Source organism: Leucobacter chromiisoli (assembly GCF_016522505.1).
In the GTDB taxonomy this organism is placed as follows: domain Bacteria; phylum Actinomycetota; class Actinomycetes; order Actinomycetales; family Microbacteriaceae; genus Leucobacter; species Leucobacter chromiisoli.
This window is the reverse complement of the sequence record NZ_JAEHOH010000013.1, coordinates 67,115-79,627: the sequence shown is the minus strand read 5'-3', so window position 1 is coordinate 79,627 and position 12,513 is coordinate 67,115. Positions and strand designations below refer to the sequence as shown.

Below are 12,513 nucleotides of genomic sequence, written 5' to 3'. Positions count from 1 at the left end.
CTAGTTCTCGCCCGCGGTCTCTTCGAGGGTCTCGGTGATCAGGGTGCGCAGCTGGGAGGCGTCGGCCAGCTGGCCGAGCACGCGGTGCGCGACCCGCCCCTCGGCGTCGAGCACGAGCGTCGTCGGCACCGCGTTCAGCGGCACCTGCCCCGCGAAGGCGCGCTGCACGGCGCGATCGCCGGCGTTGTCCATGATCGAGGGGTACTCCACCCCGAACTGCTCGGCGAACTGCACCGCCTGGGCCGACTGGTCGCGGGTGTTGACGCCGACGAACTGCACGCCCTCGGGCGAGAACTCGTCGTACGCCGCCACGAGGTCGGGGGCCTCGGCGCGGCAGGGGGCGCAGCCCGCGTACCAGAAGTTGACGACCGTGACGCTGCCCGCCGTGTCCTCGGAGCTCAGCCGCCCGCCGTGCTCCGTCTCGCCCGAGAACTCGACGGGCTCGGTGCGCTCCGAGGGCGGGATGCTGATCGAGGATCCGTCGCCGGCCACGTAGCCCTTGTCGCTGCCCTCCTCCCACTGCTGGGAGAGGTTGTCGTTGCCGCCGCTGCAGCCGGTGAGCACGAGCGCCGCGATGAGCGGAACGGCGAGCGCCCCCGTGATCCGGGACCGGCGCGCCCTGTCGGTCGCTCCCACTACACGGCCCCCACGTCGACCGCGCCCTCGACGAGCCCCGAGGCGGGCGTGCGGTAGTCGACCTCGAACCAGCGCTCGCCGCGCTTCTCGAAGCTGGTGATGCTCGACAGCTCGCACCGCCGTTTCGCCGGGTTGTGGAAGAGCGGCCTGCCCGCGATATCGAGGTGCGCGATCCAGATCGGCGACTGGTGGCTGACCATCACGATGTCGCCTCCGCGCACCTGCTCCCACGCCTCGTTCATCGCCCGGCGCATGCGCCCGGCGATCTGCCGGTAGGGCTCGCCCCAGCTGGGGACGAGGGGGTTCCAGAGCCGGTACCAGTAGCGGGGGTTCCTGAACGCGGAGTCGCCCCCTGAGTTCACCTTGCCCTCGAAGAAGTTGGCGGGCTCGATGATCCGCTCCTCGGTGCCGATCTCGAGGCCGAGAGCGCTGGCGATGGGCCGCGCGGACTGCTGCGCCCGCTCGAGCGGCGAGGCGAGCAGCCGGGCGACGATCCGATCGCTGCCGGCCAGCTCGAGCGCCGCGGCCTCGGCCATCTGGTGCCCGCGCTCGGAGAGGCGGTAGCCGGGGAGGCGGCCGTACAGCACCCTGTCGGGGTTGTGCACCTCGCCGTGGCGCACCAGATGCAGGAGTTTATCGCTCACGCCACCATTCTACGTTCGCGCCCGGAGCGGACTCTGGGAGTTGACGGTTCAAGCAGATCGACCGCCGGCGGCGGGACGGCTCAGCCGGCGGGGAGCTCGATGCCCATCGCCCCGAGCGCCCGCATCGCCGAGTCGACCTCGCCGAACTCCTTCTCCTCGAAGTCGATCCGCGAGCGGAAGAAGGGCAGCACGCGGTCGCCCTCGATCTCGTAGGAGACGACGCCGAGCTGGTTCATCCCGGGCCCCGTGACGCGCGCCATCTCGGCGCTGCGGTGCACGAACGCCGTCGGAGGGGCGGAGACGGCGACGGCGCTCGGCCGCGACGGCGCCGCGGTGAGCGCGTAGTGGTGCAGGTGGCCCGACCCGAAGCCCCGCGCGTCGATCCGCGAGAGGATCGCCTCCAGGCGGGGAAGGACGGCGGCGTCGAGCGAGACCTTCGGCGTCTGGTACTCCGGCGCGTGCGCCCAGACGGGCTTGTGGCTGAAGATCAGCGTCGGCCGGCCCCCGAGCCGCTCCGGCAGCGACTCGAGCCACGCCCACTGGTCCTCCTCCTCGGGCAGCCCCGAGCCGAAGAGCTCGCTGTTGAAGCCGACGACCGTCCACTCGCCCACCTCGTCGACGAAGCGGTCCTCGCCGAAGTGCGCGCGGAAGGCGGCGACGCGCTCGCTCGTGACGGATTTGCCCCCGAACGGATCGGCGCCGGGCTCGCCGATGTCGTGGTTGCCCGGCAGCACGCGCAGCGGCGCCTCGATCCGGGAGAGGATCGCCTTCGCGGCGACCCGGTCGTCGTCCTCGTCGGGGTCGAGGATCGTGACGTCGCCGGTGTGCACCACGAGGTCGGGCTCGAGCTCGCTCACGAGCTCGATCGCCTTCTCGGCGTTCTCGTTGGTCGTGCCGCCCAGCTGCGAGATGTGGGTGTCGGAGATCTGGATGATGCGCATGATGTGATCCTTGTCGATGTCGCGGCCGATGTCACCGGCCGAGCGGGTGCGGCGGAGCGCCGGGTGGTTCGTCATTTGATCCCGGAGCGCACGAAGGCGTCGACCACGTAGCGCTGCAGGAAGATGTAGATGAGGAAGATGGGCAGGCAGGCGAGCGCGCTCGCGGCCATGACGGCGCCCCAGTTGTTGCCCTCGGCGCCCAGGAACCCGCGGATGCCGACCTGGATGAGCGCCCCCGACTGCTGCATGATCAGCGACGGCCACAGGTACTCGTTCCACGCGCTGATGAACAGCATGATGCCGAGCGCCGCGAGCGCGGGCCTGAGGTTCGGCACGACGACCTCCCACAGCGTGCGCCAGGATCCGCGCCCGTCCATGTCGGCGGCCTCCAGCAGCTCGCGCGGGAAGGAGTCGAGGTGCTGCTTCAGCAGCATGACGGCGAAGGCGGCGGCCAGCTGCGGCACCATCACGCCGAGCACGGTGTTCAGCAGCCCCAGCTTCGCGACGAGCAGGTAGTTCGGGATCATCGTGACCTGGAAGGGCACGAGCCAGGAGCCCACGAACAGCAGGAACAGGATCTTCTGCCCGCGGAACGACCACCGGGCGAAGCCGTACGCCGCGAGGATCGCGATGAGCAGCTGCCCGATCGCGAGGCCGAGCGCCATGGCGAACGTGTTGCCGAGCATCCCGAGGATCGGGATCGTCTCCCAGACGTAGGCGAAGTTCTCGATGCTGAACGGGCCCGGGACCGGGTTGGTCGAGAGCATCTGGTCCGCGGGCCGGAACGCGGTGACGAACATCCAGTAGATCGGGAAGATCGAGATCACCGCGAGCACCGTGAGGATGAGGAAGGCCGGGATCAGACCGAGGCGGCGGCTCCGGCGGGCCCGGGCGAGGGTCTGGGCGCTCCGGGCGTCCGCCGCGATCGGCGCCTCGGGGGCGGTCGACGCGACCAGGCCGGAGTGCTGCGGGGCGACGAGGGTGAAGGTCATGGCGGGTCCTTAGTTGTCGTGGAAGCTCAGGCGCTCGGACAGCTCGACGAAGACGAGCGCGACCAGACCGAAGGCGATGAAGAACAGCGTGCCCGCGGCGGCCGAGACGCCCGCGTCGAAGTTGCGGAAGGCGAACTCGTAGAGCAGGTGGTAGATGTTCGTCGAGCTGCCGCTCGGGCCGCCCTGCGTCACGAGGTCGATGATCGGGAACGTCCACTGCGCCGAGAGCAGGATCGTCATGAGCGAGAGGAACACGAGCGACGGCGAGAGCAGCGGCAGCGTGATCCGCCACGTGACCTGCCGTTCGCTCGCCCCGTCCACGCCGGCCGCGTGCGCGTAGTCCGGGCTGATGCCCGAGAGCCCCGCGGCGACGACCAGCACGCCGAAGCCGAGCATCTGCCAGCCCACGATCACGATGACGGCGATCATCGAGGAGCCGGGCTCGCGGAGCACGTTCCCCATCTCGACGCCGAAGAGCGTGCGCGCGACCACGGGGATCGTGCCGCCCTCCGGGGCGAAGAGCCAGCGCCAGATCGCGCTGGTCGCGACCGGGGTGACGAGGAAGGGCACGAAGATCAGCGCCTGGTAGATCGTCTTCGCCCGCCCGGCGACGCGGCGGGAGATCAGCGCGAAGACCACGGGCAGCGCGACCGAGAGCACGAGGAACGCGAGGATGTAGAGCACCGTGTTCCACAGCGCCTGATGCAGCTCGGGAAGGGTGAGCACGGTCGCGTAGTTCTCGAAGCCCACGGGGGTCTTCGGCTGGGTCGGGATCAGGTTCCAGTCGACGAAGGAGAGCTCGACCGTCTGCACGAGCGGCGCGTACGTCCAGACGACGAGCAGCGCCACCGCGGGCAGTACGTAGAGGTAGGGGGCCAGCGTGAAGCGCCTCGGGCCGCGAGCCTCTCGGACCCGGGCGGCATGGGCCCGCCCCGCGCCGGGTCGGCGAGCACGGGCCCGCCCGGCACCGGGCTCTCCGCCGGCCCGTCCGTCACCGGGGCGTCGGGTGATCGTGGGCTCGGATGCATCTGCTCCGGTGTCGGCTGCGGCCTGCGGGGCCGCCGGCGGGAGTACCTCCGTGAACATCAGGCCGGCACCGGCTCTGCGGTCTTGGCCATCTCGGAGCCGACCTCCTCGAGGGACAGCCCGGTCCACGAGCGCAGCTGCTCGGCGGTGACCTCGTACACGGTCGAGAACTCTCCGATCGGCACGACCGTGTGCATCACGCGGTCGCCGTAGAGGTGCACGAGGTTGAAGCCCTGCGCGCCGTCCCGCCCGCGCATGCTGCCCGGCTTCACGTTGAGATCCTGCGTGTAGCAGGTGGCAGACGCGACCGACACCGGCACGCCCCCGATCTCGCTGAAGGTGTTGAAGTGCAGGTGGCCGCCGAGCACGGCGCGCACGTCGGTGCCGCGGATCGCCTCGGCGAACCGATCCTGGCCCCGCAGCTCCACGAACGAGAAGGCGGGCAGCAGCGAGGGCACGGGCGGGTGGTGCAGCGCGATGAGGGTGCCGTGCGGGGCGGGTGTCGCGAGCACGTCGGCGAGCCAGGCGTACTGCTCCTCGCTGATCTCGCCGTGGTGCTCGCCCGGCACCGTCGAGTCGAGCGCGATGATGCGCAGGCCGTTGACGTCGTGGACCAGGTCGACGCTCTGCTCGCCGGCGTCCGAGTCGAGGAGCTCCCTGCGGAAGGGCGTGCGGGTGTCGTGGTTGCCCATCACCCAGATCACCTGCGCGCCGATGGCCGCGGCCGCGGGCTCGACGATCGCGCGGAGGCGCTGATAGGCATCGGCGTCTCCCGTGTCGGCGAGGTCTCCGGTGAAGACGATCGCCTCGGGTCGCGCCTGGGTCTCGGCGAAGTCCTCGAAGAGGCGCTTCAGGTTGGCGTCGCTGTCGACCCTGCCGTGCAGCAGGTCTCCGCCGCCGACGAAGTGGGTGTCGCTGATGTGCAGGATGAAGTGCTCGGGCGCGGGGTGCTGTGCGTCGGTCATGGAGTGATCCTTTCGAGAGGACGAGAACAGAGAGGCCAGGGAGGACGGTGGAGACGAGAGGTGAAGGGGAGGAGCGGGGCCCGGCCGGGCCCCGCTCGGGGTGCTCAGGCGACGAGACGCGTCCGGAGGCGCGCCAGCGCGTCGTCGTCGAAGCCGGCGGCGATCAGCATCCGCTCGGCGCTTCCGTAGCGGTCGTCGATCACGTCGAGGGCCTCGTCGAGCGCCTCCGCGGGACTGGCCGCGATGAGCTCGCGCACGGCGTCGTCGATCGGGCCGGGGAAACGCTCGGCCGCGGCCGCGATCATGCGCTCCACCCAGGCCCCCGCGAGGTTCGCGGCGCTCGCCGCGTAGTCGGCGAGCACATCGTCGCGGGAGACGCCCACGGAGGCGAGCGCGACGGCCACGACCATGCCGGTGCGGTCCTTGCCGGCGGTGCAGTGCACGAGCACGCCGCCCTCCGGGGCGTCGGCGATGAGCCGCACGGCGCCCGAGAGCGCGTGCACCCGGTCCGTCGCGATCGTGCGATAGACCTCGCGCAGGGTCGGCGCCGGCCCGGTCGTCGGGATCGCCGCCCCCTCGAAGATGGGGTGGTGGATCGTCTCGACCGCGCCGGCGGCGAGCGCGCTCGGCGCCTGGAGCCGCTCTCGGCCGTCCCGCAGGTCGATCACCCGGGCGATGCCCTGGGCGCCGAACTGCTCGACGCCCAGGGGGCTGAGCAAGTGCAGGGCGTCGGAGCGGAACAGGCTGCCCGTCCGGATCGCGCCGCCGGCCGCGGCGTACCCCCCGGGGCTGCGGAAGTTGTAGGTGCCCTCGACGGGGATCGGCGCTCCGATCCGGGGCGCTGCGCCGGACGCGGCGACCGCGAGGGATCCCGCGCCGGATGCCGTGGCGGCCGCGGGCGCGGCGCCCGCGGCGACCGGCGCGGATGCGGGAGAGAACGTCAGGGAGGATGCGATGGGGTTCACGGCCGGCCTCAGTCGATCAGCGCCTGGGCGCGGTCGGCGGCCTCGCTCATCGTCTCCTCGGCGGGCTTGCCGTAGTAGACGACCTCCTCGGCCGCGGTCGTGAAGAGATCCGAGACCTGCGTGTAGCTGTTCCCGGGGAAGGATCGCCAGGCCTCCAGGCGGTCGAGCTGGTCGAGGTTCGGCTGCACCGTCGGGATGCTCTGCGCCCACTCGTGCAGCGCGCCGCCCTCGTCGGTCAGGCCCGTGCGCAGCGGCAGGTATCCGATCTGGCTCGTGATGAGCTCGAAGGCGCGGTCGCTCGTGAGGAAGGAGACGAGCTCCCACGCGGCGCGCTGCTTCGCCTCGTCGTCGCTCAGGATGTAGAGCGCCGAACCGGAGTTCACCGGCACCGACTGATCCTGCCCCTCGAACGCGGGCAGTCCGACGCCGCCGAGCTCCCAACCGCCGGCCTCGGCGGCCTCCAGCAGCATGCCCTGCACCGCGGCGCTGTTGAGCAGGAAGGCGGTGTCGCCCTTCGCGAGCCCCTCGAGCTGAGCGGCGGAGTCGGCGTTGCGCAGCACGCCGGCCTCGTACATCTCCGCCATGCGCTCGGCGGCGCCGGCGGCCTCGGGGGAGCCGAACTCGATCGTCGTACGATCCTCGGAGATCACGCTGCCGCCGTTCGAGTTGACGAGGGCCTGCAGGCACCACTCGCCGCTCGCGTAGAAGCAGGCGACGTCGACGGACGGCTTCCCGGTCATCGCGGTGACCTTCGCGCCGGCCTCCTGCACCTCGTCCCAGGTCGAGAGGTCGGCGTCGGCGGGCACGCCCGCCTCCTCCAGCAGGGTCTTGTTGACGAACAGCATCGGGGTCGAGAAGACGTAGGGCATGCCGTAGGTCTTCTCGTTCCAGTCGCCGAGCGTCTTAGCGCGCGGGTGGTACGGGTTCTCGCCGCCGAAGTGCTCCTCCACCGCCTCGTCGCCGACCAGGTCGTTCATGGCCTTCGCGCCGAGCTGCGACGCGGCGAAGTCGAGCGAGTTGAAGCCCAGCTGCACGACGTCGGGCGGGTCGCCGGCGAGCAGCTGGGTCTGCACGCTGCTCACGACGTCGTCGACGGTGCCGCCCTGCGGGGGCTGGGCCTTCACGGTGATGTTCGGGTGCTCGGCGTGGAACTCCTCGAGCAGCTGGTTCACGGTGTCGGTCCAGGGGCCGGCCTGCGTCAGGTTGTAGCTCTCGAAGACGATCTCGACCTGCTGGTCGGCCTCGAGCTCGGGGACGACGGAGGCCGCCGACTCGGGGGCGGCCCCCGAGGAGCAGGCGGCGAGGGCGGTGGCCGCGACCAGGGCGGCAGCGGCGGCGACGGTGCGTCGGAGTCGCATGGGATGGATCCTTTCAGGATGCGAGGGGTGAGTGTCGAAGCGGACGGGGTCTCGGGGTGGGGTTCTCGGGGTCTCGGAGTGGGTCAGGCCGACTGGAGCTCGACGCCGAGCACCGCCGGAGCCGGGAGGGGATCCGGCCGCCACTCGAGGCGACGGCCGCTCTCGCGGTCGAAGAGGTGCACGCGCGAGGCCGGGGCCGTGAGCACGACGAGGTCGCCCGCCGCCCACACCGACTCCCGCTCGCACGCCACGGTCACGCGACCCTCGTCGACGCGGCAGTGCACGAGCTGCTCGCGACCGAGGTTCTCGACGAGCTCGACGGCGCCGCGCATGGCGACGCCGGCCGTCGGCACCGCTTCCGGGGCCCCGCCGGCGTAGACGGAAAGGTGCTCGGGCCGCACGCCGATGACGATCTCCCGCTCGGGCGTGGCCCCCTCCCACAGCACGGCCTCCAGGCCCGGCGCGAGCACGGTGATCTTGCCGTCGCCGGTCTGCAGCGTGGCGTTCACGAGGTTCATCGCGGGCGAGCCGAGGAACCCGGCGGCGAAGACCGAGCTCGGGGTGTCGTAGAGCTCCTCCGGGGTGCCGTACTGCTCGAGCCGGCCCTCGTTGAGCAAGGCGATCTTCGTCGCCATCGTCATCGCCTCGACCTGGTCGTGAGTCACGTAGACGAAGGTCGCGCCGAGTTCCCGGTGCAGCGCCGCGAGCTCCTGTCGCGTGGCGGTGCGCAGCTTGGCGTCGAGGTTCGACAGCGGCTCGTCCATGAGGAACGCCCGGGGCTCCCTCACCAGGGCGCGGGCCACGGCGACGCGCTGCCGCTGCCCGCCCGAGAGCTCCTTGGGCTTGCGGTCCAGCAGGTGGGCGATGTCGACGGCCTCGGCGGCGACCCGCACGCGCTCGTCGATCTCGCTCCTCGCCATCTTGCGCACCCTGAGGGGGAACGCCAGGTTCTTCGCAACGCTGAGGTGCGGGTAGAGGGCGTAGCTCTGGAAGACCATCGCCAGATCCCGCTTGCGCGCGGGGAGCGCCGTGATGTCCTCCCCGTCGACCTCGATGCTGCCCGAGGTGGGTTCGAGCAGGCCGGCGATCATCCTCAGCAGCGTCGTCTTGCCGCAGCCGGAGGGGCCCAGCAGCACGAGGAAGTCGCCGTCCTCCACGTCGAGGGAGATCCGGTCCGTCGCGGTGACGTCGCCGAACGCCCGGGTGATCTGGTTGAGTACGAGCCGAGCCATCGGCCACCTCCCGTGGAATCGGGTTTCCTGAATCTCGGTTCTCAGGAAACGATTGATTCCAGAGTGGGCGCCGCAGGTGAACCCTCCGCGACGCTCAGGCGAACACGCGGAACCGGGATCGCGAATTCGAGGTGCACCGGGTGAACGGCGGGCCCGTTCGGGGTCGGGGCGCGGTTGGGCCGGTGCCGTGTCCGGCTCCCAGGGTGTTCATCGGTCACCGAAGTGCGCGGTCGCGCGGGATCCGGATCCCTCGACCATGGTGCGCACCTCGTCGAGCACCTCGGCACGGGCCCGTTCCGACCCGGGCAGCACCCCGAGCGACGCGGCGTGCAGCGCGGAGAGCAGCAGCATCTGCACGATGTTCCCGATCACGGTGCTGTCGTTCCAGCTGTGGAAATCGGCGCCGGCGACGAGGGCGTGGGTCGCGACGCCCGCGAGGTCGGATCTCGCGTAGCTCGTGATGGCGACCACGGTGGCGCCGTTCTCCGCCGCCAGTCGGGCGGCCCGCAGCGTGAAGTGGTTCATGCCGCTGTCGCTCACCGCGAGGCAGACGTCGCCCGGCCGCAGCAGCTTCGCCGCGATGTGCTGGGTGACGATGTCGACCGGGTTCTCGCACACCTTGCCGCTGCTGAGGAAGTGCAGCGCCACCGACTGGGCGGCCGCGAGCGACGCGCCGTTGCCGACGACGAGCAGTCGCGCGCAGCCGCGGATCGCCGCCGCCGCCGCATCGAACTCGGAGAAGTCGAGCGCGCCGAGCGCGCCGTGGATGCCGGCCATCGCACGGTCGAAGACCTGGGCGACCGGGTGGGAGGAGGGCTCCCCTGCCGCGACGCTCAGGGCGTCGTCCGGTACGGCCGACCCCGATCCCGATCCCGCCGACGAGCCCGCCCGTCCGGTCGATCCCGCGCTGCCCGCCCATCCCGCGGGATCGACGATGCCGCGTCCGGCACCGGATCCCGCGAACGACCGCGCGCCCTGATCCCGGATCAGGAGCTCGCGGAGCCGCTGGAACCCGCCGAACCCCATCCGCTGGCACGCGCGCACCACCGTGGCGGGCGAGACCTCGGCCCGCCGGGCGAGATCGGCGACCGACATGTCGACCACCGAGGCGGTGTCGTCGATGCAGACCTGCACCACCCGGCGCTCGCTCGGCACCAGCGAGGGAGCGAGAGACAGCAGGAGGGAGCGGGTACCGCCGAGCGGAGGGGATGCCACCGAGTTCATACCCCGTTGGTAGCAGGCCCCGATGACCGGCGGGTAGCCGGCGGGTGTCGGCTCGGCAGCACCGCCTCGCGCCATCGGGCCGGAAGCGCCCCCGCATCGACCGCGCCCGGCGTCCGCTCGTGCCGCGGGGCGGGCCTCACGCCGCGGAGGCGGGCGCGATCCCCGAGAAGCTCGATCCCGCGAAGACCAGGGGCCGCTCGGGGCGGTGCAGCGCACCGAAGCCGAGCACGTCGGCGATGACGACGCGATGGTCGCCGCCGTCGAGCACCTCCCGGATGGCGCACTCGAACCAGGCGCTGCCGCCGCGGACGATCGGGTGCCCCAGGCGGGGCGAAGGCGTCGTCCGGATCCCCGCGAACTTGTCGGCCGCCCCGGATCGCGCGAGCTGCCTCGCGATCGGGCCCTGGTGCTCCGCGAGCACGGTCGCGGCGAAGGATCCGCCCGCCGAGATCCTCGGCCACGTCGTCGATCCCCGACCGACCGAGAGCAGCACGCGCGGCGGGTCGATCGAGAGCGAGACGAAGGACTGCACCGCGAGGCCGACCGGCTCCCCCGACGCGTCGGCCGCCGTGATCGCGACGACCCCCGAGGGGAAGCGTCCGAGCACGCTGCGCGCCGCGGCGGGATCGTCGACGCCGACCTCGGGGACCCCCGCCAGCGGGTAGGCGTAGGCGAAGAGCTCGAGCACGCGCTCGCCGCCGATCCACAGCCCGTCGCGCTCCGGCACCCGCGTGAAGCCGAGCGCGTCGTAGAGTCGGTGCGCGCCGCTCATGTGCGGTCTCGTCTTGAGCACGACGGCGCCGAACCCCTCCGCCTCGGCGTGCGCCACGACATGCCGCATGAGCGCCGCCGCGACGCCGCGACGCCGGGCGAGGGGGGACACCCCGAGCAGACGCAGATCGAGTTCGCCGTCGACGGCGTCCTCGTGCAGCGACGGCCCTCCGCGCCTGCGGGTCGTCGCACTGCCGAGCAGCCTGCCGCCGGCGTCGACCGCGACCCACACGTCGTGCGCCTCGGCGCGCCTCCTCGCGCTGCGCATCGGGTCGGGGCCCTCGTCGGAGTCGCCGTAGTCGTGGGCGTACGCGGCGGCGATCAGGCGATCCACCTCGGCGTACTCCTCCGGCCGCGCCAGCCTGACGAGGTATCCGGCGTGTGCCGTCTCGGTGCTCGTCTTCGCGTTCGTCGCCTCGGTACTCGTCTTCGCATTCGCCGTGAGTGTCTCGGTCGCCACGTTCCCGTCCGCCTCTCCTGTCATGTCTGCCCCGCGCTACGCCGCTGCGCGCTCGGTCCGTCTGTGCGCCGGCTCCCACCCGAGTGCGGGCCCGATGCTGGTGGCGAGCTGGTGCAGGATCTGCTTCCAGTCGTCGAGCTCGAACTCGAACGGCAGCTCGAAGAGGTAGTCGTCCGCGGCCTGGAAGGCGATGTCGTTCGAGATGAACTCGACGATCTCGTCGAGGGACCCGAGGACGTCGCGCGCGATGATGGTGTTCTTGCCGTGCACCTTCTTCGTGCGGGGCGTGCGGGCGTCGGCGTACTCCCGGTACTTGCGCACCTGCTCGGGCGTCGCCCCGTCGGTCGGCACGATCACCCGGGCGACGGTCGCCCGCGCGTCATCGCCCTCCGGGTGCTGGGCGCGGAAGGCATCGATCTGAGCCCGCTGCACCTCCGAGAACTCGGTCAGCCCGTTCTCCGCCGAGCTGATGTTGCTGACGAGCCAGTTGAAGCCCGCCCGGCCGGCCCACTCGGCCGACCTCAGCGATCCGCCCCCGTACCAGAGCCGCTCCGAGAGGCCCGGGCTGTGCGGCTCGACCCGCTCGGAGTCGAAGTCTCCGCCGATGCCGTTGTACTCGGGCACCTCGCGCACCCGATCCCCCGCGAGCAGGCTGCGCAGGCGCTCGATGCGGCCGTAGCCGTAGTCCTCGTCGCGCCAGCCCGTGTCGTGCACGAGGTCGTTGACCTCGTCGGGGTATCCCGGCGGGTGCACGCTCAGACCGGGCAGCACACGGCCGCCCGAGAGCGCGTCTGCGGTTCCGAGATCCTCCGCCAACCGGAACGGGTTCTCGAACCCCACCGGGATCACGGCGCTGCCGAGCCCGATCCGATCGGTGCGCTGCGCTGCCGCGGCGAAGAACGAGGCCGGCGAGGGCAGCCCGTACTGCAGGTGGCGGGTGCGCACCCAGCCGCTGTCGAGGCCGAGCTCCTCGGCGTATGCGAACAGCTCGAGGCCCTCGTTCAGCCCCTTGGCGGGGTTCTCCCGGTCGAAGGGCACGAGATGGATGAAGCCGAGGTGGCGCAGAGGGCGCGGCGCGGTGCTGGTCATGGTTTCTCCTGGTGGGTGCACGGCGCCGTCCGAGTGCGCCTCGGCCAGGATAGGAACACACAACGCATCACTTCAATTGATGTGTCACATTATTACTCGTTATGACCCGTGGCGGTGCTCCCCGCCGTCCGAGGCACCGCAGGGCGAGAGCCGGTGCCGGGGGCGCACTTCGGCTTCCTCGTGCAGAGCCTCCTTCGCGCAGAGCCCGGG

General features: G+C 71.6%; 12 protein-coding genes. All 12 read right to left on the bottom strand.

Features of this window, described 5'->3' with window-relative positions; genetic code table 11:
- Window positions 1-636, bottom strand: a complete 636-nt coding sequence (locus tag JD276_RS10465) for a TlpA disulfide reductase family protein (protein WP_200115595.1) — start codon at window positions 634-636, stop codon at window positions 1-3.
- Entirely contained in the window at window positions 636-1,280 is a 645-nt protein-coding gene (locus JD276_RS10460; RefSeq protein WP_200115594.1) for a histidine phosphatase family protein, read from the bottom strand. The genes JD276_RS10465 and JD276_RS10460 overlap by 1 nt, the downstream gene beginning before the upstream one ends.
- Window positions 1,281-1,360: 80 nt before the next feature.
- Window positions 1,361-2,296 carry a metallophosphoesterase family protein gene (locus tag JD276_RS10455; protein ID WP_200115593.1) on the bottom strand — a complete coding sequence of 312 codons (936 nt, stop codon included), beginning with the start codon at window positions 2,294-2,296 and terminating at the stop codon, window positions 1,361-1,363.
- Complete coding sequence (locus JD276_RS10450) at window positions 2,293-3,213, bottom strand: carbohydrate ABC transporter permease (RefSeq protein ID WP_200115592.1); 921 nt, start codon at window positions 3,211-3,213, stop codon at window positions 2,293-2,295. Before JD276_RS10450 ends, JD276_RS10455 begins: the two co-directional genes overlap by 4 nt.
- A gap of 9 nt (window positions 3,214-3,222) precedes the next feature.
- A complete protein-coding gene (locus JD276_RS10445) occupies window positions 3,223-4,299 on the bottom strand; it encodes a carbohydrate ABC transporter permease (RefSeq protein ID WP_200115591.1) in 1,077 nt (358 codons plus the stop codon).
- Window positions 4,299-5,204 (bottom strand): metallophosphoesterase, encoded by a 906-nt coding sequence (locus tag JD276_RS10440; RefSeq protein WP_200115590.1) that lies wholly within the window; start codon window positions 5,202-5,204, stop codon window positions 4,299-4,301. The genes JD276_RS10445 and JD276_RS10440 overlap by 1 nt, the downstream gene beginning before the upstream one ends.
- Window positions 5,205-5,308: 104 nt before the next feature.
- Complete coding sequence (locus JD276_RS10435; protein WP_200115589.1) at window positions 5,309-6,169, bottom strand: tyrosine-protein phosphatase; 861 nt, start codon at window positions 6,167-6,169, stop codon at window positions 5,309-5,311.
- 8 nt (window positions 6,170-6,177) lie between these two features.
- A complete protein-coding gene (locus JD276_RS10430; RefSeq protein ID WP_200115588.1) occupies window positions 6,178-7,527 on the bottom strand; it encodes an ABC transporter substrate-binding protein in 1,350 nt (449 codons plus the stop codon).
- 83 nt (window positions 7,528-7,610) lie between these two features.
- Window positions 7,611-8,759 carry an ABC transporter ATP-binding protein gene (locus JD276_RS10425; RefSeq protein ID WP_200115587.1) on the bottom strand — a complete coding sequence of 383 codons (1,149 nt, stop codon included), beginning with the start codon at window positions 8,757-8,759 and terminating at the stop codon, window positions 7,611-7,613.
- Window positions 8,760-8,966: 207 nt separating this feature from the next.
- Window positions 8,967-9,983 carry a MurR/RpiR family transcriptional regulator gene (locus JD276_RS10420; protein WP_200115586.1) on the bottom strand — a complete coding sequence of 339 codons (1,017 nt, stop codon included), beginning with the start codon at window positions 9,981-9,983 and terminating at the stop codon, window positions 8,967-8,969.
- A 136-nt stretch (window positions 9,984-10,119) separates the two neighbouring features.
- On the bottom strand, window positions 10,120-11,214 hold the full coding sequence (locus tag JD276_RS10415; RefSeq protein WP_200115585.1) for a GNAT family N-acetyltransferase: 1,095 nt from the start codon (window positions 11,212-11,214) through the stop codon (window positions 10,120-10,122).
- A gap of 36 nt (window positions 11,215-11,250) precedes the next feature.
- Complete coding sequence (locus tag JD276_RS10410; RefSeq protein ID WP_200115584.1) at window positions 11,251-12,303, bottom strand: LLM class flavin-dependent oxidoreductase; 1,053 nt, start codon at window positions 12,301-12,303, stop codon at window positions 11,251-11,253.
- Between the last annotated feature and the right edge of the window lie 210 nt (window positions 12,304-12,513).

Bases quoted from the DNA above. Each gene is read 5' to 3' on its own strand.
- JD276_RS10455 (WP_200115593.1), bottom strand. From the start codon at position 2,296: ATGACGAACCACCCGGCGCTCCGCCGCACCCGCTCGGCCGGTGACATC.
- JD276_RS10450 (WP_200115592.1), bottom strand. From the start codon at position 3,213: ATGACCTTCACCCTCGTCGCCCCGCAGCACTCCGGCCTGGTCGCGTCG.
- JD276_RS10445 (WP_200115591.1), bottom strand. From the start codon at position 4,299: ATGTTCACGGAGGTACTCCCGCCGGCGGCCCCGCAGGCCGCAGCCGAC.
- JD276_RS10440 (WP_200115590.1), bottom strand. From the start codon at position 5,204: ATGACCGACGCACAGCACCCCGCGCCCGAGCACTTCATCCTGCACATC.
- JD276_RS10430 (WP_200115588.1), bottom strand. From the start codon at position 7,527: ATGCGACTCCGACGCACCGTCGCCGCCGCTGCCGCCCTGGTCGCGGCC.
- JD276_RS10425 (WP_200115587.1), bottom strand. From the start codon at position 8,759: ATGGCTCGGCTCGTACTCAACCAGATCACCCGGGCGTTCGGCGACGTC.
- JD276_RS10420 (WP_200115586.1), bottom strand. From the start codon at position 9,983: ATGAACTCGGTGGCATCCCCTCCGCTCGGCGGTACCCGCTCCCTCCTG.
- JD276_RS10410 (WP_200115584.1), bottom strand. From the start codon at position 12,303: ATGACCAGCACCGCGCCGCGCCCTCTGCGCCACCTCGGCTTCATCCAT.